The organism is Vibrio sp. DW001 (genome assembly GCF_029016285.1).
In the GTDB taxonomy this organism is placed as follows: Bacteria; Pseudomonadota; Gammaproteobacteria; order Enterobacterales; family Vibrionaceae; genus Vibrio.
On record NZ_CP091975.1, the window covers coordinates 2342766 to 2368612 of the forward strand.

The window sequence follows — 25847 nt, forward strand, 5'->3', positions numbered from 1 at the left end:
CCACTGCTAACCCCTGTTGTTATGGAAAAACTCTATGGAAAGATAGAAAACGAACGCTCTACAAACATAAAGACCTTGCATCAAGCGAGGTGACCATATATGTCCCCATATTTATTCGTCGCCTAAAAAGGTAGTTTGTTTTGCTTTTCTTAAGGTGCCTGTCCTCGTATAGCTTGATCAACAAAGGCACCTTTCTGACCGATATCAGCCAATTTTACATCCGCAGGATCAATACCGAATTTAGCTGCAATGTGATTGGTTAACGCTTGATAAGCCGCTTGCTTTTGCTCTGGTGTAGCATTCGGGTCATTTATAGCGGTTGTAAATTCTCCGTTACCTTTAGCGGTTAAGAAATCTTTGGTCGCATCGAAATACTTATTCTTAGTGTTTAGTAAATCTAAGAAGCTTGAAACGCCTTCTTCTTTGTCTCCCATTAAACCAACACTATCTTTAGATGCTGTTTCAACAACAGCTTCACCAATCATCTTCGTCCGTTCAACATCCTCCTTAATATCCTTCCGTCCCTCTTCGGTCAACAAACGGTGATCTACAGTAACATCTATATCCCCCTGCTTACGGTCAACAGTGAACAAGTCCTTTTCGGTATGTTCGGTGTCGCGATTTAGGGCGGTGGTGTCGTGGGAGTTTTCTGAGTCCGTGATGGTGACGGTGCCTTGACCAACCGTCGCGAGGGTTTTCGATTTGCTATATTAAGGTGCCTGTCCCCGTATTTGTAACCAAGCTTTGGATTTGGAACAGCGAAAACTCTTACCAAATAACTGCCATAGACCCCATTCCCACGTCATTATGTGCAGGTTCTCCTCTCGTACTGACAACTGGCAGTATTCAACTGGGTTAACTTTATATTCTCATCGTGGATAACGTCGGTGTGAGCTGTTTCTGCGTGCGAGAAAGGTGTCTGTGGGAGGAATTGGTGGGTGGTTCTAGGATTGGGACGCCACTCGGGTGAGTGGCGCTATTCATCAAATTCTTGCAGCTAAGTTTTTGGGATAAATACTATTATTTTGTCCTGAGAACAACCGCATGGCCAACCACCCTTTACATAAGAACTAAAAATATCTTCGAAGAAAGCATTCTCTTTTCCAAAAACAGCTCTACTGTACAAACAACCTTTAAAGTCTGAAACCATATCGTCTAACAGTTCAGCGTATAGCTCTGGTAACTGCGTTTGTATAGAGATATCCAAATCATCCATTAGTCGAGAGAGCTTTAAATCAACTTCTTCATAGTCTTTGTGACTATAGATTTCTTCCCATATTTCACTCATTTTATCAGAACGAATATCTGACCATGTTAACTCATCATCACCGTACACATCTTCCCACGCTGCTTGTTGAGCTAGATCTAGATCATCAAGCGAATGGCTAATTACCAAGCCTTCTGAAGGCTTCAGAAGACGCTTATCATCTAAGAAGTCTAATATTTCAACCACTAAACGGGAATGTTTCCCAATATCTATTTGTTTATCCATTTCAACCATACTTCTGTTTTTGCACCATCAACATTTCTTACTGGCATACCTGATTCTGTTACTTGCTTCAATTTTAACTGCAAATCGCGAGCTTGTTTTTGCAATAGACTCTGGAGTAGTACCTGTCAAACTATCGATCCAACCGTTTACAGTATCCATCGGTGAAAGGGCTGCATCAACAATATTAACAATACCTTCAGCAGTATTAGTTGCACCATCTTTGACGTTATTTCCGATCTGTCCTAACTTGGCTTTATCTTTTTCATATTCCTGCCGACCGTCAATAGCATCATATTTACGTACCACACCACCATGAACATCTCGGACATCATTATCTTGCATGGCAACTGATGTTGTTTTATCAGCATCATAGAAGTTCACCTGCTCAGGTGTGAGACCATATTTCTCTTGAGCTTTTTTACTGATTTCAGCCTGAGCTGCCAGTACCTTATCGGCTTCTGTGCTTTTCAGGTCTTTTAGTAAGTCCAGCCCTTCTTGGCTACTAAGCAGATCATTTTTCAGCTCTGTTAATTTTCGGTTATCACTCACTGATTTACCGAAATCAAACAGGTCCATATCATCACTTGAAACGTAAGAATCAGCAGCACGATGGATGTCCTGACCCGCTTCATGAGTCGTTTCAATGTCTTTCGCAATCGCCTTGTGCCCATCTTCACTCAGCAAACGGTGATCAACAGTAACATCAAAATCGCCCTACTTACGGTCAACAGTAAACAAGTCCTTTTCGGTATGCTCGGTGTCGCGATTTAGGGCAGTGGTGTCGTGGGAGTTTTCTGAGTCCGTGATGGTGACGGTGCCTTGACCAACCGTCGCGAGAGTTTTCGATTTGCTATATTAAGGTGCCTGTCCCCGTATTTCTATTATTAAAGCTGAAACATTTTTACCACTATTCTCCGTACTTGCTACTTTACTGGTATTACTTGGTTTATCCCCTCGAACAATATCATTTACAAAATCACCAGCTTTCTCCAGCGCATTTAAGCTAGTACCACCACGTATATTAAGGTGCCTGTCCTCGTATAGCTCTTGAACTAGTATGTCTGTCTTGTACAGAGGCGAGTAATTCGACATTTCTGATGGTGTCTAATTGGTTCTTCTGCTCGTCCACAAGACGCGGATTGCGGGTTGGTTTTACACTCATGTTTTGCGTTTAATAGCTCTGAACTCTTTCAAAAACAAAAAAACATCCAAAAAAGCTATTTTTTAGATGCCTTTATTTCTGATTAGCCCAATTTAAAATCACGTTTTTTTAATTCAGGTAGCGCCGCTATTATTCTCTCTAAATCGGTTTTGTGTTTTGGCCTAAAGGTTTTAATTTCATCACGGTAATAACGTTCAATATAGTCAAAATCACCCAACATAATGCGAGCTAAACAGTATTTAGCGCCTTCATCTTCTTCATAAAGACGACAGTAGCTGGTTCCTTGGATAGTTTCATACTCTTCTGGTAAGTTTTCCAGCAACTCTCGCTCTGAATTAAGGTTATAGTTTTGCTCTATAATTTCAATGCCGTCTTGTAACACACCTTGAATAAAATCAGCCGCTTCATCTAATGTCAGGTAGTTGTCCCTCCATTTAAACCCCTCCATAGAATTTCTACTCCTAAAGATTTGAAAATTTTCAGCATGGTACTTTTCAGGGCGCTGGAGGTGATGATTTAATTTAAATGTCCAATCATCTTTTTCTTTCTCAGTTAACTCACTAAATAATCGTTCAACTCGCTTATTATTTATCACTACTCTTGGTCTTATAGTCCCCCTCAAACCATTGAAGCTCCACAATGGATGCACAACTATATCGGAGTGTTTTAATAACTTATATTTGAATGCACCTGCTGTATAAACCCAGCCATCATATTTCTGAGCTATCTCTTTGCATAAAGAAAATAAATCTTGTTTGGGTGATATAGGGGTTTTAATACTATTCATTATAGTTTCCTTAAAATGACAACTGAATCTGGTGCTGTCACATTCTTAATACCTGTGTCTTTAGCATTTTGTCCTTTGCCGACCGCATTACCCACTGCCGCTTCATTATATACACAAGTCTGATTTCCTGAACATTTTGCTTTGCCCGTTTTCACTTCCACTATCGCTCGACCTTTATCATTTAACTGTATACTATCTAATTGATTACCTTTAAGGTCATACGCCTGATAGCCATCAGGAACAGTGATACTATCATTAGGGTTGCCCGATAATATTCCATCCGCTCTAGCACGTGTACTGTTAATATCACCTGCTTGCAATGTCACTTCTGACTGAAATTTAAGCCCAGAGTTTGCGAATGTATCGCCTATATCATCGACTGCATCTTGATGAATTTTTCTGTACTCTTGCAACGACCCTAACTGTTTTAATTCATCCGGCGTAGTTATTGCGGTTTGCTTACCAGCCAGCGTAGGGACAAACCGAAACCTTAGGGTCAATAGTGACAAAAATCACTTCACTTGCTCCACTTCCATAAAAATCTAAACTAAGAATCTTACCTGTTGGTTGGCTTGCAAATGCAGCTGTAGAAATAATCATTATCATTGTTATTAAAACTATTCTCATTTAAAACCCTTTACTCGTCGTTATTTTTTATTCATGAATTGGAAGGCAAATAATCGGTTGAAGTTATCTAAAATGTTATTAAATTCAAATTGATAACAATGTACCGTCATTCTTTCTCGAAGTTGTGTTGATTAAGAATTCCTTTAATTAACTTAATCAAATTAGAATCGGCCTGAAAGCAGGTTATTTAAACATTTAGTGATTTTCTTAGAGCCAATTCGCACCAAACAGCTGCCCAAACTATTGACAGCAAACCAACGATAATCATATGCTTACAGCGCACTGGCAACATCCAGTGCCGGGATTGAGACCCTGTATGGTTTTGTATAGGCGTATAGACGCCAGCGATTTGATTTGCTGGCCTTTTTCTATGCGGTGCTCTAACACACCCTGAAATTATGGTGGGTTGGGCAGGGGCGCTTCGGCGCGCCGTATCCTATACGCGGTAGTCTCAACCCTGTTCGACTCACCACCCATTGATTGAGGCCTCTGTGTGGTGATTTACATAACTACTTGTATAGGAGGTCACCATGATCAAGCCAAAAAGCCCCGATTTTTATCACCAAGTTGAAGCCTTTATTATTAATTCTGTGGCGGCAGACATTTCAGAAGAACGTGAGTTAAATAATGAAATAGGTCTGTTTTTGCTTACTTTGCTTCATTGTCATAAGGAGAAGGAAGCGGGATGTTGATTGTTGGCTGCTTTAAATAGAGTGATGTTAAGGGCACATTTTTGATAATGTGCCTTTTTTGATGTTCATTGGTTAGGCATTAAGCTTAAGGAGATTTCGTAACGCACTGATTAACATAAAGTAAGTATTTTTATGGTGTGTGTCCTGCTAAATCATACCTTAGCACCAAGTATTGTACTCTTTGTCACATTAGCTTTTACTGGGAATATACGTATAAGCTATTTTTTCAAACCTTCTATAACTGCTGTAGCGAGCGGTTTATATGCTTGCGCAAAAGGCTTGCCACAATACTCAAGATACTCTGCTGATACCTTGTCAAATTGATCCCATTTGGATTCCAATGCATAAGAGCTCAAAAGTATTATGTATCTAGTATTTCGGTCTGAAGTTATCCACGACTTGGGGTCAGCCTGTTCAAAGGATGAGACTAAGTTTTCCACGGAATAGTATTCTTCGAAAAATGGAATCACATCATCTCTTATTGGTTTGACATAGTTTGCCGCGATCTCATTCAAATTGTTCTCATTTACTTGAAAGCTCTGAGCCAGCGCTTTGTCAGAGAATAACGAATCACAATTTACAACTAATGTAGGATTCGTTTTTTTATCCTTTGCGCTCAAAAACGGATGGAAAGGTGCGTATTGTTCTTCTAAAACGTTAAGGCGGACATGTGCATGCATGGCCAGTTTAAAGCTCTTAGGCTCTGAAGATGACAGCAAATCTATTGCTATCACTTGAGTGCCATCACTTAGCTTTCTAATAAGAGCAGATCTAGATTGCACATATTTAAAGTCATCACCGAGCAATGACGCTAGCAACTGCCCCAGTTTATGAACTACGCTTTCCATCTGATCACCTGTTTAAACTTGAAGCATTAACTTCGTATGTTTTTATGCCGCCTGTTGGCATCCCATTTGGAAAACCAGCAGCTCTCGCTCTACGACCCGAGAATGTGGTCGCAGAAGCCGGGTCAGCTATTAAGGAGTCTTTAGCAAGCTGCTTGGGGCTTCGAGTGGCCCCACCAGTCTTAACCTCAATTATTCTCATCTTGCCTGTCTTTTTCCCGCGAACTAAAAAGTCTGTTACACGATGAGACCCAACTCCAGGGGTATTGATTCGCACTTGTTCTCCAATAAGATCTACAGAATTGCTATTTAATAGACGAGATCTAACAACGTTCTACAAGGACAGCCACCTTATGTTTCTCCTAAGATCTCACATTAAAACTAACCTGCTTCGCAATAATATTAGATCTAAGAATTCTGTTTGTTTTGCTTTTCTTAAGGTGCCTGTCCTCGTATAGCTCCTTGAGGAGCAGGATTGGCAAGTGCTATGTTTTATATTAAGGTGCCTGTCCGCGTATTTTTCCCGTCACATTAAAACTAACCTGCTTCGCAATAATTTGAGGGCTAGGAAATCTGTTTGTTTTGCTTTTCTTAAGGTGTATGTCCCCGTATTTGATGTTTCGCGAGTGGCGCTAATGTTACATATCAAGGCACGTTAGACTATTATTAATTTTATCTTCTTTTTCTTTAAGAGATAAACTCGACCATCTAGTCGCAGTTATAATTGGCACTCTTAAATTAACAAATTCAATAGGTTCTACTTCTTGACAACTATGCACGTCTCTCTGATCACAATGGGGGCACTTAGGAGCAATCCCAATCCCAAAATACCCTCCGTCTAGATCAGGATCATAAAGGCAACCAACTATTTTATGGAAAATATCTGATTGAGTTCTTTGTTTCAAATGGGTGACTTTAGGATTATTCCTTAACAGCATTCCCATTTCTTTATAAGCAGGATCTGATATGGCATCCAACCATGCTAATCCATTGCTGTTATAACTTCTCAATAAAAACTGTCCATATCCATTTTTATATATAGGGCTTCTATATTTTTGACCACAACACTTACATTCATATTCATAAATAACACACTTAATGTTAGCTTTTGTATTCATAATTATCGATAACTCCTCATGGATTTGTTGGGACAACTAATTCTGGTTTAAGCACATTATTAAAATTATCCAACACAGCATGATTAACTCCACCACTTCTTTCTGAATTAAACTTAATTACATCAAAGCCTTTCTCAATAGCTAAGTCACCCAAAGATTTAGTTTTATCATTGATTGGACCACCTGAATACCCCCACTTAGATGCAACGTTTGGATTTGTTAAATCCAAAACTTTAGCTTTATTCAGATTGATAGTATATCTAATGGCGTGGGTAGTGTCTGCTCCATAATGAGCTAACTCACTCATAACAGTTTGTGCAGTATCACCAATGTAGAACGCTTTACCAAATCGACTATCTGGGTTTAGAAAATCAGGATTAATTCCATCTATAATATTTTGTGCTATATGAGAACCATTTGTAGCGTGATAGGCATTCTCGATCTTCTTGCTTGAACCACCAATCTTAGCAATCCCATACGCTGAACCCGTTGCAGCAGCTGCAACAGATATATAGAACTTAGATATCTGCTTCTTAGCCTCATGCGGTGAAATCTCTCCGTTCGCTTCCTTAGCTTGAATATCAGCAATATATTTGTCAGCAGCACCATTAGGATCTGACATAGTTTCAACAGCTGATTCATACATCGCTTTAAGTTGCTGCTGCGCACCTTCATCACCTTGAATTGCAGCTGACGCTGTTGTTGCAAGGTCTACCATTTCAGGAACGGCACTAATAGCACCTATTAATATATCAGTTGGCATTTCCGCCAGAGCACTACCTGCTGCCAGCTCCCATGGTTGGGATTTTGCGTTAGCATTTTGAGACTCGAGAGTAGTGAACTCTGAACTAATGGCGCTGTCTTTTACTGCTGTGTCTTTATCCCAAGTATCATGAGCAGCTACAACTTTTGCAGATTCACTATTACATTCATCTCCCCCACCAGAGTAGCAAGCTTTCTTAAAATCTAAATCTCGCTGATCATCTTTTTTGATGATGGAACCAAGTTCTTCTTGCTTCGATTTAAACTCACTCGTATTTCGACAACTGGCATCTTTGCAACTCTCAATAAAGCTCCTTAACTCTTCTCTTCGTTGAGCTTCAGTCTGAGTGAGATAATAATCAACATTCGCATCACCCACTTTATTGACTCGCTCTGTACCAAGTTGAGCTGTACTGCTATTCACTAACGAGCTATTCCAGTTCTTGTCTACCGTTTTATCTAAGTCTCCTCCGGCTGCTTGATTAACCCTATCTTCAAGCTGATTTCCGAAAGACTTCGCCAAATCTTCCTGTGCGGCAGTTTGCTCACCAGTAGTATTTTCAGTAATGGACTCATATGTCTCATGGCCTAGTGTGTTCAGCAGTTCAGTCTTGGTGGTAGCGTCACTGACATCTACGTTAACTTCACCATGCAATTCATGGTCATCGTCTGTTACCACACCACCATGAACATCTCGGACATCATTATCTTGCATGGCAACTGATGTTGTTTTATCAGCATCATAGAAGTTCACCTGCTCAGGTGTGAGACCATATTTCTCTTGAGCTTTTTTACTGATTTCAGCCTGAGCTGCCAGTACCTTATCGGCTTCTGTGCTTTTCAGGTCTTTTAGTAAGTCCAGCCCTTCTTGGCTACTAAGCAGATCATTTTTCAGCTCTGTTAATTTTCGGTTATCACTCACTGATTTACCGAAATCAAACAGGTCCATATCATCACTTGAAACGTAAGAATCAGCAGCACGATAGATGTCCTCACCCGCTTCATGAGTCGTTTCAATGTCTTTCGCAATCGCCTTGTGCCCATCTTCACTCAGCAAACGGTGATCAACAGTAACATCAAAATCCCCCTGCTTACGGTCAACAGTAAACAAGTCCTTTTCGGTATGCTCGGTGTCGCGATTTAGGGCGGTGGTGTCGTGGGAGTTTTCTGAGTCCGTGATGGTGACGGTGCCTTGACCCACCGTCGCGAGGGTTTTAGATTTGTTGTAGCCCGATGCGTTTACATATTGCAAACTAGTGCTGTTGTACGTGGCATCAACCATTGGTTTAGACTGTTCTAATTCACCTATCGGAACGGGCCCTTTTCCATCTGCGCCTTTGTCGCTATCACCGTTAACAGCGACGCCCGTATTCAACCCCGCGCTGCGGTTTTGACTGTAATCGGTATTGGTTAAGTCGGCATAACTGAAGGTATTGGTGCTCAAATTCAGGTTACCTAAGTCTTTACCTTCTTTATCTACCGTTGCAACTAATGCCCCTTTTATATCGGTATTATTGGCAACAGTAATGCTGGCATTATTGCCGGACGTCAGCGTTGTCAGCACAGTTTGTTTGCTGCTTGTTCGGTTCGAGGAGGTATGCATTCCCGCATTCACTCCGGTGAGTTTTCCTGCCTCTTCTCCACTGTAACCCTTCAAAACACCGTTTTTACCTGAGTCCACGGCCGATAGGCTAAAGCCACCATTAACCCCCATGCTCTTACTGTCGGATTTAAAACGGTCTTGCACCGATGCAACGTTCAAGTCTTGACCAACAGTTAGGGTAAGGTTTTCTGTGGCTTCTACATTCGCCCCCACTATATTGGTGTTTTCTGTTGAGCTGATGATGATGTTTTTGCCAGCCAACTGACTGTTGGTATGGGTGGTAGCATCGCTACCATCTCGATTTTTGCTGTAACCAAGGTTAACGTTCGCACCGCCCGTAGCCCCAAAGAAGGTCACCGACACCGTTCCACTCACGGTATCGTTGCTGCTTTTATTGCTTTGTGTTTCCGTAGAGGCGAGCAAATTAACTTCGTTGGCGTCTATCGTCAGTGTCTCTTTTGCGTCAAGTTGCGCCCCTTGAACCAGCACTTGATTGCCCTGTGCATTTCCGGCATCAAGGGTGATATTTTGTCCTGATAATTTGGAAGCCAATGACCCTGTTGCTTGAGTTTGACTTTCTGATTTAGACGCGACTAGATCTAACTCTAATCCCGCGTTAAAACCCCACCCAAATGCACTTGCACTCGCAACACCAGCCGCCACTTGTTGATACACCAGTAACGTCTTTGATGCCACATCTTCTACAGCAAGTACAATACCGGCTTGATACCAACTATCATCGCTTTTTACATCCGAAACCAAGTCCCTAAACTCTTCCACATCTGCAAACTGTACCCCGGGTTCTTTATCCACATATTCTTGTTCTAACAGGGCAAGACTTTTCTGTAGTGAATCGAGTTGTTTTTTATAGGTACTGTAGTCTTTTTTTGCTTGTTTAAGGTTCTCCGTTGATTCTTTCAGGCCTTTGATGGCTTTCGCGACTTCTACTGCTTGGTGCTGAACCACTATGCTCGCTTCTGCTTTTGCGTGTACTTCCTCTGTCTTACTGCTGCTGCTCTCCTTCGCTTCCTTTATGATGATATTATCTTTCGCCGTCAATCGAATATCACCCTCACCCTCACTGTTTTGACCCGCCAATAACTGGCTTCCTTCTATAAAAATATCCGCTTGAGAATCCGCTGTGATACCTCTCTTAGCCATTAGCTCGCTACCTTTTTTCTTAGTAGCACGACGGTCAGTATCGACCTTGTCATACTGCGCTTTTTCCATGCTAATCTTTATTTTACCATCTTCAATTTTAACTATATCTGACGGATTACTCGTTAACATTTTTGTTATGCCGTCAAAACTTATACTTAGTTTTTCGTTTTTTTCATACGATTTTTGTGTTTCTGTTGCGGCCAAAAATTCGATGTCTCCAGTGTCGGCTAAGAGCGTGGCATTATTCCCAGAAGCAATATCCGACCCCACCACTTTAATATTGCCCGCATCGATAGTCAGATCACCGCCTGATTGAACCACACTGCTTTGGGCGGTTTTGGTTTCTAAGCCCTCTCGTTGGGACTCCATTTCAAACAGGTTGCCACCGGACAGAAAACTGGTTTTCTCGTTCCATTCTTGACTCTGTTTGAGGACCTCTCCGGCACTGATCAATACCTCGTCGATGGCCGTCAAATTGACGTTGCCATCGGCCACAACTTCACTGGCTAACGCCGCGATGTCACGGCCTGCATTGATGTTGATGTCTCGCCCAGATAAAGCGTAACTGCTATTAAGCAAGGTGGCGTCGTCTATGCTGCCTTTGTCTTGGCTGCTTAGCCCTCCGAACCCTTTTTTGATGGTTTGGTTGCGCTCGTACTCTTTGTATTGTTGCGCGGCGAGAACAATATCCCCGTCTGCATTCAATGCGACATTGCCATCGGCATTGAGCGATGAGCCAACGACTTGAATATCGCTGTCGCCTCCGGCGGTTTGTATCGCACCAAGGGCTTGTGCGGTAATGCTGATGTCTTCGCCTGCGGTAATGGCACTGCCTTTCACCGTCTCATTTAAGCTTTCATGAATAATGGTTTTTGAGCGACCAAAGGATTTTTTCTTTTTGGTTTTGGTGTAATGATAATTGCTATCATTGACAGCGACGATAGAGACATCACCTTTGGCGCTCACGCCAACACTCTGCTTCGCTTCTATACTACTACCAGACAAGGTGATGTTTTTGTTTGAAGTAAGAGCGACATTGTTGCCCGATAAAGTGCTGCCCTGATGCGTCAGTAACCGATTGATATCCGTGTACCCGCGTTTATCCGTGCGTTGATAGTTTTCGTTCAGCGCCGTGTCTATAGTGATGTCGCCACCCGCCGACACATCAAGATCTGACTTCGCACTTACCGTCGCCGATGTTAGCGCGATATCTTTGCCCGCCTTAAGTGAAATTTTACCTTGGGATATCAGCTGTGAACCCTGATGCTTCACCTCTAGCGTATCGACTGTGCTCCAATTAACATATTGTTGTTTATGGGTTTTATTTTCTATCGTGCTGAAGCGAATATCTTCTCCAGCAGTTAAACTTGTGTCGCCTTTAGCAGACAGCCTCGCCCCTTCGTTTAAGATATTTTTCCCTGCGTTTATGGATAGATTTCCCGTTGCCGCTATTTCACTTGTTTGGCCCATGTCGGTCGTGGCATCATTTTGGTTATACTCATTGATTTGAACCAATGTTCGGTTGATCACCGAGCCATTGGTTGAGTCCAAACTGACGTTATCACCAGTTATAACCCCACTCACATTCTCAATGTCCCCCTTCGCCACCAAGGCCACATCGCCTCCGCCAGACAACGTACCCGTGTCGTTGTGAATGGAGCTGTCGCTTTTAAGGCTTAGCGTGTTATCTGCCAGCATTGCGCCGCTGTTGTTTATCTCACCGGCTTTAATGTCAATATCTCGTCCAGCGATGACTGCACCATATGAGATGTTGTCTCGGGTGAGCTGGGCTAAATAGAGTTTTGGGGCCAGTACCGTTTGACCGTTCACTTCAATCTGTTCATACCAGAGAATGTCTTGTGACAGGTTGGCCACTTGCTCTGGGCTTAAGGCAATACCCAGCTCTAGATTTAACCCGCTTTTTTGACTGGCGGCCGCGTCCATTAATTGCTGCATCTGGCCAAAATCATTACCGACCGATTCATTTAAATAGCGTTTACCGGTCTGTTCGAAAATCGCTTGAGTGACAACGCGCGTGTCGTAAAAGGCGTCGCCTAAAAAGGTGATTTCTTTTTCAGGATCAAAGCCGACATTGCCTAAGAAATAATCTGAACCAAGATAATTGCCTAGGTTAGTGAGCAATGGATTGGTTTCGATTAAGTAGCCACTCGCGGGGCCTTTAGAGTAAATAAACAAGCCATTAGGGCTGCTCGGCAGTCTAAATTCAGGAAAAGGCACATCATTGAAGCGTGACAAGGTAATGTTTAGCTGGTCAATAGAAGACACATCGACTAAACGAACAGAGTTAGGACCAGTAACATCGGCAGACTGGGTAGTTTTGGTTGATTTACTGCTGCCCAACGGGGTAACCCGAGAGGCATATCGTTTGATAGTTCTGTTGTCCACTTCATTGACGACATTTAGTAAAATATTGCCAGTTGCAGTAATAGAAGAATCAAGTGTACCGGAAACACCCGTTTTTACTCTACGACTACCGACCCGATTAAAAATAGTCCCCCTATAGCTACCTCGTCTATAATTATTTTCTTTAGCTGGTAATTCATAATCATAATAAGTAGTGTAGGCGTCAAGTGCATAGCTTATGTTATTCAATGACAAAGCGTTTATTAATATGCTGCTACCCGACATTAGGCTCGCATCATTGATCACATTTACCGCATTAATGAACAGCCTCTTCCCCGCATTTAGTCTTGTATTAGCGCTTCCCCGTTTTATTGTTGCTCCTTCTTCTTTCACCTTAACGGTGAAATGATCGCTACTTTCAAGTGTCGAATAATAGACATGATGCCTAGAATCTCCTCCTCGAGTTTCAACTACTTCACTTCTTTGTTTATATTCAGGTTCATAGGAAGTGTTGTTGGATTCAAAGCTACCACTGAAAGAGGAAGTTATGTCAAGATTGCTGGTTGGATTGGTAATTAACGTCGTCACCTTATTGGTCACCGTATCCGCATAAATTGAGATATCTCCAGCCAACGACTCTATCGACGCCGAGCTGTTCAGCAGGCTATTGCTTTTCTGGTTGGCGGCGTTTCTTGCGATGGTCAGGTTGTTTTGGGTCAGAATTTCGCCGTAATTGTTGAGTGCATTGGCGTAAATCGCGCCGTTATTACCCGCATAAATTAACCCTGTATCTGTATTGGTGGCGGTGCCGCTCACGGTGGCAATCAAATCGCCCAGCGCTATCAGTGCGCCGGGGTTGGTTAACGACGCTGTGGCGATAGACAGGAGATTGAGCGCTTGTAACGTTCCGCTGTTGCTGATGCTGTTGGCGATTATTTGGGTCGTGTCACCGGATATCACCCCGCGGCTTTGGTTGGTTAACCCACCCGTCAGTGTCACCTTAGTGTGTTTGGCGCTGTTTATTTCTGCGCGGTTATTGAGACTATGGGCCGTGATGCTAAGGTCGCCACCTGAGCTGAGGTTTTTTGACATCACCAACGCGCCATTCACGGTTAAAGCCATATCACCATTGGCGCTGAGCTTGCCTTGATGGTTGAGCGTATCGGTCGCGAGGCTCAGGTTTTGATTGGAGGTTAGTTCACCCTGATTGGTCAAGCTTTGCGTGGTAAGTTGTGTGTTGCCTTGGCTGGTCAAGTGCCCTTGATGCGTGAAGGTGCCCGCATTAATGGTTATTGCGTCACCGCTGGTCAGTTTTGTTCCAGACGCCGTGGTGAGACGGTTGTTGGCGGTTATGGCCAGCGTTTTCTTCGACTCTACCGAGCCCGTTAAGTTGCTGTTGTCCGTGATTAAGGTCATGTCACTTTGCGCCAGAGTTTCTCCAGACTGATTCAAAGTGGCTGACGTAATGGTGAGGTCGCCGCCACTGCTGGTCACGCCCTCTATTGTGGTGTCATTGGCGGTCACGGTTATGTCGCCACCGGAGACCAAGGTCAGGCTTGAGCTAAAATCTTGTGTTGTCGCAGTGATATCCGTGGCCGCTTCCACTGTCCCATCCAAAGTAATCGACTCAGTTTGCGTTAACGTCAGCGAATCCCCAGAGACTAACACGCCCGACTGAGTTAATGTTTTACCCGATATCGTTACCGCTTTTTTAGCACTAATTGCACCATCGAGTACACTGCTTTGCGCGTCAATGATGAGCGAACCTGCCGACTGTGTGGTGCCCGCCAGTTCGACGATTGACCCATCAAGTTTCATATCGCCACCTGACAAAAGTGCACTGCCAGCCATTGTGTTCAGTGATGTATCGCCAGATAGAGTGACGGTGTCGCCCGATTGTACTTTGCCGCGGATGGTCAAGGTATCGGCGTTCACCACGAGGCGTTGACCAGCAGTAGTGTCGCCGTCAAGCACCACCGCATCACTGTTTATGACCACACTTTGGTTACCGGTTAGCTGCCCGGTTTGATTGAGCGTTTGGGCCGTAATCGAGACGTCTTTACCCTGTGTCGTTCCATTGTGGGTGAGGGTTTTACTGGCATTAAGTGCAATGGTTTGGTTGGCGGTCAACGTGCCGCTTTGGTTGATATTCTCACCCGATAAGGAAATGTTATTACTGGCGCTAAGCTGTGCGCCTGCGGTAAGCGCCAAGGCGTGACGGGCGGTTAATGTAGCGTCTTGTACCTCGGCATTCGTCTCAAAAGAGAGCGCTTGCACGTCCACCGTAAGGGTGGCCGCTTTAATGTTGCCTGCGCCTGTGAGTGACAACGTGTCACCCGCGATAGCCATGTCACCCGAGACGGCAACGGCCCCTTGATTGTCCAGTGTACCAAGCTGCGTCAGGCTGGCCGATTGGCTTGTCACCCGGCTCGTCTCATCAATGGATACCTTGTCCGCTTGAGCAGTAAACTGAGCCGCCTCAGCGGCTGAGTGAATCAACTCAACCGAGCCCGCCGTAAGCGCCATCTCACTACCAGCAACCAGCGTACCGTTGCTCGCCGAGATGGCCTCACCCGTTAAGCTCATCTGCTTGCCTGCACTGTGATTGCCGTTCATTTCAATGTTGTCGGAAGTCGATACGGTTAAGCTTTGCGCGCTGCTCGTGTTGCCCATGACAATCTTGCCATCGGCCGTAATATGTATGCCCTCTTGTGACGCGGCAAGGTTGCCCACGTTCACCCCAACCCCCTCTTCCGTGGCAATGAGCGCAATGCGCCCGGCGTACATGCCGCCAAGGGAAGAAGAATCAATCGCGAGTGCCGGGAGGGGACTTGTGCTTGTCGCTTTTTTAGTCGCCACGTTAGTTTCATAATCCACGTGGTTTTGACCCGTCACAATCGTGAGGTTTTGCGCGTGAATTTCTGCATTGATTTGCGCCGTTCGGCTGATGATATCGAAATACGTCTGCTGACTGGCGTCTAACCCAAGCCCTTCAATGGTCACAGACCCTTCACTCACATCAAACCCCGATACGTCGCCATTAGCCAATTCTGGTGTGCCCGTGGATAACGTCACTCGCGGTGTATTAATGAAGCCGCACCCATCGCACGTAATCCCATAAGGGTTGGCGAGAATAACATTGGCGCTGGCACCAAACACTTCGGTGTACCCTTGCAATTGGCTACGGTTCGCGCCCGTCACTTCGTTGAGTATCACACTGGCCGCTTGCCCTGTCAGGTTGGGGTTGTTTTGCAATAAACCACCCAACTGAGACTGACTCAACTGCGCGGTCGAGTTATTTAAAATCAGGCCGCTTTTATCCACGTTGAACTGCTGATATTGATTGTGAGACAGTCCTTTGCTGTTCGGCGCGGCAATGTTCACCACTTCAACGCCGTTGCCAGCGGTAATTGTGGTGGTATTGGTGCCACCGACCACCACATTAGCCAATACGGGCTGGATATTAATCAACCCACACAGCAGGTAGGTGAGGGTTTTTCTCCAACTTGAGATAGGTTTGTCCATGGGTGTTGCCCTCATTTACAGGTTTAGGTCTAAGCGGTAATAAATAACGACGTCATCCGCGCGCAAGCGACTCGGACTTTGAATGGGGAATCCCACAGAAAACGAACTGGCATAATGGGCAGCGCGGGCCATCAAAGAGACACTGGCCCCCATAAGCGCGCCTTTTTCTAACGCATCCAATTTGTCTTTTTTTATGCTGCCAGTATCCAGCGCCAACTGACTGCTCACCCTACCAATCACTGGCCATTGCCCCAGTTGATAGGTCAGGTCGTTACGCCAGTAGTACCCTTCGTCACCCGAAATTGAGCGCCCTTTGAAGCCACGTACCGAATATTCACCGCCAATGCTCAGGCGTTCACTTCCGTACAAGGTGTCATTGCTCCATTGACCAAAGAGCGTACTGCTGGCATTTAAATCCGGCACAATGGGGTAGCTGTAGCTGGTCGTGAGCGTGCCTTTATAAAACTGTGCTTCGGACGCCGCACTCGACTTACCCGAATCCTCTTCCCCGCCAAACCAATCGGTTCCGAGCACTAACCTTGGTGAAACCGTAAAAAAACCACCGCCTAACCTTGTACTGTGACTCAGCGATAGCGACGCTGAACTGACATTACGAGAACCAGCGCTGAGTAGATTACCCAATATGTAGTTTTTTTCTCGGCGATGATGCACCCCCCATTTCGTTGAGGACTTGCTGACGCTGTCTCGATGAAACAGCCAATTCACATCGATGTCAAAGCTGTTGGTTCGGCCACTGGAATTAAAGCTAAAATTGTTGTTGGTAAACGTCGTAAAGTAATTGCTGTAGGACGTCCGTACACCCACATTCCAGTAACCGCGAGGAACATCTAAGGCAAGATAGGCACTCTCGGAATCTTTGTCCGAGACAAACTGACTGCTTTTGTTTAACGACACCGTCCATTTGTCTAACGCATCAAAGACGTTTTCTATCCCGCCGTTGATGCCCGCTTGCTCTTCACCTGTCGATTCTTGGCCGCCGTTATTTATCCCTATTCCGACGTAGCCGAATGCACCGGTATCGGTTTGAATATCCACAATCGACATCCCTTTAACACTGCCGGGCAATAATTTTATTTGCGCGTTGTAACGTGAAAGGCGGTTTATTTGGTCAAGCCCCTGCTCAATGTCTCGTAGGTTAAGTATGGGGTGATTGAGCTGAGGAAAGGCATTGTTTAAAAACCCTTTAGGCTCACCGTTAAAGAGCACCTTTTCTAATCGCCCTTCTATTATCTCAATGGTGAGCACGCCAGAAGAAAGGTCTTGAGGGACGAGAAAGGCTCGAGAGGTCACATAACCGGCCTCAACGTAGGCATTGGTAATGAGCCGCAGATATTCGTTGATTTCGTTAATGCCTAGACAAGCCGGAACGAAGCCCGTAATAGCAAGCAGTGTGGACGTCTCCATTTGGCTGTTACCGACAAAGGATACCTGCTCGATATCAAAGCATTGCGCTGAAGTTTGTATAGGCGGCGCAGGAATAGGTTGTATAGGGACCAATGAATCAAGCGCTTTCTTGCTTTGTTCAATTTGTTCTAGACGCTCAGCTTGCTCGCGCTCAATATCTTGATTTACTAATGGTGCACTAAAGCACCACGTCGAATATTGAGCTATAAACACAATTATCAATAATAACTTAACCTTATGGGGCAAAATTAGTATCTTATTATGGGATTGAATATGAAAAGGCAGTAATTTGTTCACATCTGTTGATTAAAATGATATCAGGTTATTTTGATATCTTATATTTATGGAATCAACATCACAATAGAATGATGATTAATTCACCACTTCATTACTGAAAAGTAGATTCAGATCTAATTTATGAGCTTTTAAATATATTATTAATAATTATATAAATAACAAAACTTGAGGAATAAAATCAATTATTGTGTCATCAACATTGACGTAATCTCCTTTACTTTTTTTATATTAATTCCTTACGAACACAATGGATGTCTAAGTGACTGGTCAAGATAAGTTAACAGCCTTTATTATTGTTTAAGCTGTTCGTCCAACTTTAGGAGGCCATGCTCGACAACATGGCTCAGCAATGTGAATCAATCGCCGTTAATACCTTAACCTACTGACCTAAAACGAGAAAACCCCAGCATTTCTGCTAGGGTTTTTGATGTGGCGGTGAGTGAGAGATTCGAACTCTCGATACGTTGCCGTATACACGCTTTCCAGGCGAGCTCCTTCAGCCACTCGGACAACTCACCGAATTTGTGTCGCTGCGTTAACAACGAGGCGCTAATTTAATGATTCTTAGAGGTTTGGTCAAGCGGAAAAACACTAAACACTGCGCCTATCGCGCCAATTGCCTATAAAACAACCTTTACCTCCCCCTATTTAAGCCAAACACGGGATATTCAACAGAGATACCGATTCATTTACTTAAATGATTCCAAGCCAACACCTCAATGACGAAATTTATGATCCTATCGCGACAAGTTCTATAATTAATCATCGACTCCATCACACCTCACGCCATCAATTTTGATCATGTTGATTGCTTTTGCGAGTATCCGCAATAATAAAAGGATGATAATTATGATATCTGTTGCCCTAGTTGATGATCATGTCATGGTGCGATCAGGCTTTACCCAGTTGTTGAGTGTCGAATCGGACATCACTGTTGTTGGCGAATATAGCTCAGCCAAAGAGGCATTTAATGCCCTACCTTTAATCGCACATTTAGATGTTGCGGTAATTGATATCTCTATGCCCGATGAAAGTGGCTTGTCTCTGCTTGCCCGTTTGAAACACATTAACCCTGAGCTAAAGGCGATTGTGCTGAGCATCTATGATTCTGCCTCTTTTGTGAGCAAAGCAATTGATGCCGGTGCATTGGGTTACCTATCTAAGCGTTGCGGACCTGGGGAACTGGTTACCGCTATTCGTACCGTCTCAAATGGCGATCGCTATCTGTGTGCTGATGCTCTGTTCAACCTAAGCAACGCTGGAGCTCCATCCTCTGCACTGAATGAGTTGACCAAGCGAGAAAAAGAGATCTTTGAACACCTTATACAAGGAAGAGATGTCAAAGAAGTTGCCTTCGATCTTTCCCTAAGCCATAAAACGGTGCATGTACATCGTGCGAATATTCTAAGCAAGCTCTCTCTCTCTAATAACGTTGACCTAATTCGCTTTGCGATTAGAAATAAACTCTTACCTGAATGAGGAGTTCGATAGAACACATTGGTAACCACACATTTACCAGCATATTTACCTTCGTAATCTATAGCGTTACTTGGTTCTGCTTGTGGAGTGTTAGTGGTTATCTGGTAACGGATATTCACACTGCGGGGCTTTTTCTGCCCGTTGGCTTAAGGTTGGCAGTACTATTAATAATGCCTATCAAGTATTGGTGGGTCATCCTATTCAGTGAGTTATGCATTACCGTTGGAATTGTTCAAGTATTAGAGCTTAATCAATCCGACTTTTTATTGCTCCTTGCGCCCTTTATAAGTGGTGCATTAATACGCCCTATTCAGGCTTGGTGGAAGCGATTAGAAACCTATTGGCAACAACTGCTTGGTTTGTTGGTTGTTATCATCATCAATGCATTTTTACAGGCTTGCGCAATTCTACTGTTGAGCAAACCTCTGGGTCTATCCCTCAATCTCATGTACAGCACCACCATTGCTTCCCTGACTGGGGGTATTATCCTTGCACCATTCTTTTACCTGTTGCATGACTATTTAAACCGAAAGGTTTGGGTTCCGCTCTCCCCTACTCTTATCCATAAAGAAGTCACATTAAGGCCATCGGCCTTTTTGTGGATGTCTCTGTTTTTCTGCATCGGCCTAATTGCTGAACTCAGCTTTAAACAGCAGATGGCGTCACTGCTTTTGATCATTGTTCTGCTGCCAAATATTTTTATGGCTTACCGATACGGTTGGCAAGGTGGCGTCCTTTCGGCAGTGATGAACAGTATCTTGCTCACCATGGCGAAGAAGGTGATGGGTTCATTTGCCACATACGAAGAGATGCAGCTTTTTTTGACCACTCAGGCGCTCGTTGGCTTAGGATTGGGTATTGCCATTAGCCGCCAATATCTTCTATCCGAGAAGCTCAAAAGGGTCATCCACGAACTCGCGCATGAATTGTCAGTAAAACAAGAGCTCGCTCGCCAATTGGTGCATGTCGAAGAGGATATTCGCAAGTCGGTTGCGCGTGAGTTGCATGACGAAATAGGCCAGAACATTACCGCGATTCAAATACAAGCCACCCTTGCAAATAGAACCGCGAAGGAAGACAACACAAGACAGATTGCCACGGCAATCAACGATCTGGCTTTTAAGGTCCACAGCGCGACCCGTCATTTGCTGTCTCAATTGAGACCACACATACTCGATGAACTCGGATTAGAAAGTGCGCTGCAACAACTCGCCAATGAAATGAAGTTCTCGGAGCGCAGCGTCGATTTCAGACTAAATATTGGGTTTGATACTGAACAACTGGATGAGGTCACCTCCGTAACTATCTATCGCATTGTGCAAGAGCTCATCAACAACGCAACCAAGCACTCTCAAGCGACAGAAGTGAACCTTACCTTTTTACCTGGCTCTCTATTTAGCATGGAATATAGAGATAACGGCATTGGCTTACCCGCGAACTGGCGAACGAAAGGGACGGGCTTAAAAGGGCTACAAGAACGTGTCACTGCGCTTGGCGGAAGCTTAACTATCGACGGAGAACTCGGTACTCGGGTATTGGTTAATCTGCCCACAAAGAAACAGAATGAACCAGCATCATAAACTCATCACCCATTTCAACATTCAAGGATTCACTTCATGTTTGGCATGTTGTCTCAAAAACAACCCGCAACGCTGATAACAGATAAACAGACTATCGATTCTACTTACAAGTATTGGCGATTGCATTTGATGCTGTCCATGTATGTTGGGTACGGTGTTTTTTATTTCACGCGTAAGAGTTTAAATTTCAGCATGCCCGTGATGCTCACTGATCTAGGTTGGGAACCTTCAGATATCGGTATGATTGCCACTGTCTATTACATCACCTACGGCACATCCAAATTTCTGTCAGGGATGATCAGTGACCAATCAAACCCTCGTTATTTTATGGGCTTCGGTTTGATAGCGTCTGGTGTGATCAATATTTTATTTGGCTTGAGTTCATCACTCACGGTTATGGTTATCTTATGGATGCTCAACGCGTTTTTTCAAAGCTGGGGCTGGCCTGCGTGCGCTAAACTGCTTACCACATGGTACTCCCGCTCCGAAAGGGGGTTCTGGTGGTCTCTGTGGAATACCTGTATCAACGTAAGTGGCGCATTGCTGCCTATTTTAATTGGTTTCATTGCCATCACTTGGGGCTGGCGCTATGGGTTTATTGTGCCCGGAATCATCGCCATTGTAGTGGGGTTAATCCTATCTTTTCGAATGCAAGACAAACCCACCACGCTTGGTTTACCTACGGTCGGAGACTGGCGCGATGACCCGCTAGAAAAGCAGCAGGAAGAGGAAGGGAAAAACCTACCGTTTAAAACAATCATTAAAACCTACGTGTTAGGCAATAAGTACATCTGGTTGCTGTGCAGCTCTTATCTATTGGTTTACATCGTCAGAATTGCGGTAAATGACTGGGGCAGTTTATATTTGGTCGAACGGCATCACGTTGATTTACTGACCGCCAATACGGCCGTTTCCATGTTTGAAGTGGGTGGGTTTTTAGGATCATTGCTCGGCGGTTGGGGATCCGATAAATTTTTCCACGGCAACCGTGCGCCGATGAATCTCATTTTCGCCTTAGGCATTTTTATCTCGGTTGCCGCGTTATGGCTAACCCCTATCAATAATATCTATGTACTCTCTGGATGCTTGTTCTCTATCGGGTTCTTTATCTTTGGCCCACAAATGATGATTGGCATGGCGGCGGCCGAGTGCTCTCACAAAAACCTAGCCGGGACAGCAACGGGTTTTGTTGGCCTGTTCGGTTACCTAGGTGCCGCGCTGGCAGGATATCCACTTTCCATTGTTATTGAACAATTTCAGTGGGAAGGATTCTTTACGGTGGTCACATTTGCGGCCGCCGCTGTTGGTATGTTGTTGATTCCATTCTTACGGGCACAACAGAGAACCGTTGAAACCAATAGCGTTTAACTGTGAACCCCGTCTCAATACTCACATAAGCAGCCTAAAACTAGGAAAAATTCCTAGTTGGCTAAAAACCTGTCTCACTCTATTTGTTTGTTCTTTTTTTAGTATTGCAGTGTACCCAAAAAGAGTTGTGTATATGGCAACGTTTCATCGCCTAGGCACAAGTCGTACACCTACACAATATGTAACCCCATTCATTATTCCGGGTCTCTACATAATAAAAGTTGTCACAAAGAAGTGACTGACGCTCGGTTAACAAAGCAAACGCTTCCGTTGCTGAGTGAATACAATAAAAGAGGAAACAAAGATGAAAGGTAATATTAAACGCCATCTCTTAGCCGCTTGTATCTTAGGTTCTACTGCGCTTGCTGCTCCGCAAGTTATGGCTGAAGGTCGTTTGGTTATTTACTGCAGTGCGACAAACGCAATGTGTGAAGCCGAAACCAAAGCATTCTCTGAGAAATATGATGTGAAAACATCTTTCGTTCGAAATGGTTCGGGTAGTACCCTTGCCAAAATTCAAGCAGAACGTAAAAACCCAAGAGCAGATGTATGGTATGGCGGTACGTTGGATCCTCAATCTCAAGCAGGTGAAATGGATCTACTTACTCCGTATAAATCCGCTGAACTTGAGAACATCATTCCAGAATTTAAAGACCCTGCAAAACGCAAAGGTAACTACTCTTCTGCCGTTTATATGGGTATTTTAGGTTTCGGTGTAAACACCAAGCGTTTAGCTGAAAAAGGTTTAGAGATTCCACGCTGTTGGGAAGATTTGACTAAGCCAGAATACAAAGATGAAATTCAGATTGCTGATCCACAAAGTTCTGGTACTGCTTATACTGCACTCGCCACTTTTATCCAGCTTTGGGGTGAAGATAAAGCATTTGAATACTTCAAAAGCTTAGACAAAAATATCTCTCAATATACCAAATCTGGTGTGACTCCTTCTCGTAACTCAGCTCGTGGCGAAATCGCTATTGGTATCGGTTTCCTTCACGATTACTCTCTAGAGCAATCGCAAGGCGCGCCTTTAGAGCTTATCTCTCCTTGTGAGGGTACTGGTTATGAAATTGGTGGTGTAAGTATGATTAAAGGTGCTCGTAACGAAGAGAACGCCAAATTATTCATCGACTGGGTACTGTCTAAAGAAGGCCAGCAACTTGCATGGCAGAAAGGTAAGTCTTTCCAAATCTTAACGAATGTTGACGCAGAACAATCTCCTTATGCGCTTGACCCTAAGAAACTGGATCTTATCAACTACGACATGAACACTTACGGGGCGTCTGATACACGTAAGCGCCTAATCAAGAAGTGGGTAAACGTCGTTAAAATGGGCGAATAAGCTGTCCTAATATGAGCAGCGCATCCGCGTTGCTCAATTCTCTAAAATTTTATTTATAAGGGCTGAAAACGTCAGCCCTTAGGTCTCTTATTCACTAATTTTCGGTTGGAAATATCATGTCTCAATTAGCAGCAGAGTCAGACTTGAAAAATCACTTTGAAGAGAAGCCGCACCGTGACTACATCTTCTATTGGATATTGTCTATCGTCGCCGCTTTCGTGCTTTTACCTACATTTTCGCTTGATTATGGGGTACTCGACTCTACTTCAGATGAATTTTTTGAAGCGATGGGATGGAGCAGCAGAAACATTGCATGGCTTTGGTTTAGCCTGCCCTTAGTGCTTCTAATTCGCCCTAAACACGCTTTAAATAAATACCACCTAACCCGCCATAAGTTCGATATTGGTTACTCGTTATTCTGTATCCTATTTATCATCACTTCTTCAGCGGTAACCGGACACGGTTTGGGTTACTCCACCATTTTCCTTTTTGCTGCACTTGGCAGCGTAATGACACTCGCCATGGCTCGCTTAGAGTTTATGGGTGGCGATTCGTTTGTTATCGGCTCTTTGGTCTCCATCATTGGCTTGATCTCTGCGTTTATTCTCTTCCCGAGTATCGCTATCTTTGTGCCGATGTTTCAAGACGACATGGGCAACTTTGTCGCGTGGCAGTTTCTTGAAATTCTGTCGCAAAAGCAGATCGTTCAAATCATTCTTAACTCTTTATTCTTAGGGTCTTCCGTTGGTATTACGGCTACCTTCTTTGGTTTGATTTTCGCTATCTACTCTACTCGTATAGCAGAAAAATCCGCCTTTATTACCCGTATATTTTCTATTCTACCGATTGTTACACCACCATTTGTTGTCGGCTTAGGGGTAACCTTAATGCTTGGTCGCTCAGGCTATGTCACCGAGTTGATGGTAGATTGGTTTGGCTTCCAAAATACCAATTGGTTGTATGGTTTTACTGGCATTTGGATGGCTCAGGTTCTTGCGTTTGCGCCTATGTCCTTTATGATTTTAGATGGTGCAATGAAATCGCTGCATCCTTCTTTAGAAGAGGCTTCATACACACTTCGTGCTAATCGCTATCAGACATTCTTCGGCATCGTTTTACCTTTGCTTAAGCCAGCTTTAGCCAACTCATTTTTGATTATCTTTGTACAGTCACTCGCTGACTTCAGTAACCCGCTTGTACTTGGCGGTAGCTTCGACGTACTCGCGACGCAGATCTATTTCTACATTGCGGGCGCTCAGTTGGATTATGCCTCGGCTAGTACTTTAGGTGCTGTCCTGCTTATCTTCTCACTGGCTATTTTCGTTATTCAGTACATGTGGATAGGCAAGCGTTCTTACGTAACGATATCGGGTAAATCTTATCGCGGTGACGTTCAGCCACTACCAAACAGCTTACGTACCTTTGTTTCGGTTACGCTGTATGGTTGGATGATATTTAACGTACTGCTTTATGGAAGTATCGTATTTGGTAGCTTTACCGTTAACTGGGGAATCGATTACTCCTTAACGCTAGACAACTATATCAATCTATTTGGTATGGGCTTTGGTGAAGGCGCATGGCCTTCGTTAATCAGTACCATGACATACGCTGGTATTGCAGCACCGATTACGGCGACCTTTGGTTTGCTTATCGCTTATATCGTTGTACGTCAGGATTTCCGTGGCAAGAAGGTCATTGAGTTTGCAACAATGCTCTGTTTCGCGGTACCAGGAACGGTTGCAGGTGTTTCTTATATCCTCGCGTTCAACGACGCACCAATCTACCTAACGGGAACCGCCGCTATTGTGGTCATCTCCATGGTAATGCGAAATGTGCCTGTCGGTATTCGCGCTGGTGTGGCTGGATTGGGTCAGTTAGATAAATCGCTGGATGAGGCGTCGCTGAGCTTACGCGCCAACTCGTTCAAAACGATTATCTATATATTGATTCCATTGCTCCGCCCTGCAATCTTGTCATCATTGATTTACAGTTTTGTAAGAGCCATGACAACCGTTAGTGCCATCATCTTCCTTGTTACGCCTGAAACACGCGTTGCGACATCTTACATCCTAAACCGTGTAGAAGATGGTGAATACGGTATCGCGATTGCCTATGGTTCGCTGCTTATCTTTGTCATGTTGTCTATCATACTGACCTTTGATTATTTCGTGGGCGAAGCCCGAATTTCCCGTTCAAAAGCCAAGAACCAAGAATAAGT

The 25847-nt window shown here is 44.1% G+C and carries 18 protein-coding genes and 1 tRNA gene; 6 read left to right on the forward strand and 13 right to left on the reverse strand.

The genetic code is table 11. The features are described from left to right. Nucleotides 1–149: 149 nt before the first annotated feature. The 7 genes from L3V77_RS10590 to L3V77_RS10620 all read right to left on the reverse strand — a co-directional run bounded on the left by L3V77_RS10590 (nucleotide 150) and on the right by L3V77_RS10620 (nucleotide 4068). Nucleotides 150–593, reverse strand: a complete 444-nt coding sequence (locus L3V77_RS10590) for a hypothetical protein (RefSeq protein ID WP_275134126.1) — start codon at nucleotides 591–593, stop codon at nucleotides 150–152. 404 nt (nucleotides 594–997) lie between these two features. Beyond that, a complete protein-coding gene (locus L3V77_RS10595; protein ID WP_275134127.1) occupies nucleotides 998–1492 on the reverse strand; it encodes a hypothetical protein in 495 nt (164 codons plus the stop codon). Nucleotides 1493–1519: 27 nt separating this feature from the next. Then, nucleotides 1520–2176: a hypothetical protein gene (locus tag L3V77_RS10600; protein WP_275134128.1), complete on the reverse strand. Its 657-nt coding sequence runs from the start codon at nucleotides 2174–2176 to the stop codon at nucleotides 1520–1522. Between the two features lie 171 nt (nucleotides 2177–2347). Beyond that, nucleotides 2348–2584, reverse strand: a complete 237-nt coding sequence (locus tag L3V77_RS10605; protein ID WP_275134129.1) for a hypothetical protein — start codon at nucleotides 2582–2584, stop codon at nucleotides 2348–2350. 152 nt (nucleotides 2585–2736) lie between these two features. After that, nucleotides 2737–3441 carry a hypothetical protein gene (locus L3V77_RS10610; RefSeq protein WP_275134130.1) on the reverse strand — a complete coding sequence of 235 codons (705 nt, stop codon included), beginning with the start codon at nucleotides 3439–3441 and terminating at the stop codon, nucleotides 2737–2739. Beyond that, nucleotides 3441–3950, reverse strand: coding sequence for a hypothetical protein (locus L3V77_RS10615; protein WP_275134131.1), 510 nt, complete (start codon nucleotides 3948–3950; stop codon nucleotides 3441–3443). The genes L3V77_RS10610 and L3V77_RS10615 overlap by 1 nt, the downstream gene beginning before the upstream one ends. After that, nucleotides 3901–4068 (reverse strand): hypothetical protein, encoded by a 168-nt coding sequence (locus L3V77_RS10620; RefSeq protein ID WP_275134132.1) that lies wholly within the window; start codon nucleotides 4066–4068, stop codon nucleotides 3901–3903. The genes L3V77_RS10615 and L3V77_RS10620 overlap by 50 nt, the downstream gene beginning before the upstream one ends. Nucleotides 4069–4598: 530 nt before the next feature. Between L3V77_RS10620 and L3V77_RS10625 the strand changes: the two genes are divergently transcribed. Then, complete coding sequence (locus tag L3V77_RS10625) at nucleotides 4599–4760, forward strand: hypothetical protein (RefSeq protein ID WP_275134133.1); 162 nt, start codon at nucleotides 4599–4601, stop codon at nucleotides 4758–4760. Between the two features lie 218 nt (nucleotides 4761–4978). Here the strand turns inward: L3V77_RS10625 and L3V77_RS10630 are convergent, their stop codons facing one another. From L3V77_RS10630 to L3V77_RS10655, 6 genes are all read right to left on the reverse strand, one after another. Next, nucleotides 4979–5608 (reverse strand): hypothetical protein, encoded by a 630-nt coding sequence (locus tag L3V77_RS10630; RefSeq protein WP_275134134.1) that lies wholly within the window; start codon nucleotides 5606–5608, stop codon nucleotides 4979–4981. Nucleotides 5609–5612: 4 nt separating this feature from the next. Then, complete coding sequence (locus tag L3V77_RS10635) at nucleotides 5613–5882, reverse strand: hypothetical protein (protein ID WP_275134135.1); 270 nt, start codon at nucleotides 5880–5882, stop codon at nucleotides 5613–5615. Between the two features lie 361 nt (nucleotides 5883–6243). Further along, the gene (locus L3V77_RS10640) at nucleotides 6244–6723 is read right to left on the reverse strand and encodes a hypothetical protein (protein ID WP_275134136.1); all 480 of its coding nucleotides are present in this window, start codon (nucleotides 6721–6723) and stop codon (nucleotides 6244–6246) included. A 16-nt stretch (nucleotides 6724–6739) separates the two neighbouring features. Beyond that, complete coding sequence (locus tag L3V77_RS10645; RefSeq protein ID WP_275134137.1) at nucleotides 6740–16138, reverse strand: hemagglutinin repeat-containing protein; 9399 nt, start codon at nucleotides 16136–16138, stop codon at nucleotides 6740–6742. Nucleotides 16139–16153: 15 nt separating this feature from the next. After that, on the reverse strand, nucleotides 16154–17776 hold the full coding sequence (locus L3V77_RS10650; RefSeq protein ID WP_275136749.1) for a ShlB/FhaC/HecB family hemolysin secretion/activation protein: 1623 nt from the start codon (nucleotides 17774–17776) through the stop codon (nucleotides 16154–16156). A gap of 514 nt (nucleotides 17777–18290) precedes the next feature. Beyond that, nucleotides 18291–18378 (reverse strand) — tRNA-Ser (locus L3V77_RS10655). Between the two features lie 331 nt (nucleotides 18379–18709). Between L3V77_RS10655 and L3V77_RS10660 the strand changes: the two genes are divergently transcribed. The 5 genes from L3V77_RS10660 (at nucleotide 18710) to L3V77_RS10680 (ending at nucleotide 25845) form a co-directional block, all read left to right on the forward strand. Further along, a complete protein-coding gene (locus L3V77_RS10660) occupies nucleotides 18710–19339 on the forward strand; it encodes a response regulator (RefSeq protein ID WP_275134138.1) in 630 nt (209 codons plus the stop codon). Then, a complete protein-coding gene (gene uhpB, locus L3V77_RS10665) occupies nucleotides 19336–20919 on the forward strand; it encodes a signal transduction histidine-protein kinase/phosphatase UhpB (RefSeq protein ID WP_275134139.1) in 1584 nt (527 codons plus the stop codon). The genes L3V77_RS10660 and uhpB overlap by 4 nt, the downstream gene beginning before the upstream one ends. A gap of 36 nt (nucleotides 20920–20955) precedes the next feature. Continuing rightward, on the forward strand, nucleotides 20956–22287 hold the full coding sequence (uhpC, locus tag L3V77_RS10670) for an MFS transporter family glucose-6-phosphate receptor UhpC (RefSeq protein WP_275134140.1): 1332 nt from the start codon (nucleotides 20956–20958) through the stop codon (nucleotides 22285–22287). Nucleotides 22288–22591: 304 nt separating this feature from the next. Next, nucleotides 22592–23629, forward strand: a complete 1038-nt coding sequence (locus tag L3V77_RS10675) for an ABC transporter substrate-binding protein (RefSeq protein WP_275134141.1) — start codon at nucleotides 22592–22594, stop codon at nucleotides 23627–23629. Between the two features lie 116 nt (nucleotides 23630–23745). After that, the gene (locus L3V77_RS10680; protein WP_275134142.1) at nucleotides 23746–25845 is read left to right on the forward strand and encodes an iron ABC transporter permease; all 2100 of its coding nucleotides are present in this window, start codon (nucleotides 23746–23748) and stop codon (nucleotides 25843–25845) included. The last annotated feature ends 2 nt before the right edge of the window (nucleotides 25846–25847 follow it).

Coding starts and splice junctions, on each gene's coding strand:
- L3V77_RS10640 (WP_275134136.1), bottom strand. CDS start 6,723: ATGAATACAAAAGCTAACATTAAGTGTGTTATTTATGAATATGAATGT.
- L3V77_RS10610 (WP_275134130.1), bottom strand. CDS start 3,441: ATGAATAGTATTAAAACCCCTATATCACCCAAACAAGATTTATTTTCT.
- L3V77_RS10645 (WP_275134137.1), bottom strand. CDS start 16,138: ATGGACAAACCTATCTCAAGTTGGAGAAAAACCCTCACCTACCTGCTG.
- L3V77_RS10680 (WP_275134142.1), top strand. CDS start 23,746: ATGTCTCAATTAGCAGCAGAGTCAGACTTGAAAAATCACTTTGAAGAG.
- L3V77_RS10605 (WP_275134129.1), bottom strand. CDS start 2,584: ATGTCGAATTACTCGCCTCTGTACAAGACAGACATACTAGTTCAAGAG.
- L3V77_RS10620 (WP_275134132.1), bottom strand. CDS start 4,068: ATGAGAATAGTTTTAATAACAATGATAATGATTATTTCTACAGCTGCA.
- L3V77_RS10595 (WP_275134127.1), bottom strand. CDS start 1,492: ATGGATAAACAAATAGATATTGGGAAACATTCCCGTTTAGTGGTTGAA.
- uhpB (WP_275134139.1), top strand. CDS start 19,336: ATGAGGAGTTCGATAGAACACATTGGTAACCACACATTTACCAGCATA.
- L3V77_RS10675 (WP_275134141.1), top strand. CDS start 22,592: ATGAAAGGTAATATTAAACGCCATCTCTTAGCCGCTTGTATCTTAGGT.
- L3V77_RS10630 (WP_275134134.1), bottom strand. CDS start 5,608: ATGGAAAGCGTAGTTCATAAACTGGGGCAGTTGCTAGCGTCATTGCTC.
- L3V77_RS10625 (WP_275134133.1), top strand. CDS start 4,599: ATGATCAAGCCAAAAAGCCCCGATTTTTATCACCAAGTTGAAGCCTTT.
- L3V77_RS10660 (WP_275134138.1), top strand. CDS start 18,710: ATGATATCTGTTGCCCTAGTTGATGATCATGTCATGGTGCGATCAGGC.
- uhpC (WP_275134140.1), top strand. CDS start 20,956: ATGTTTGGCATGTTGTCTCAAAAACAACCCGCAACGCTGATAACAGAT.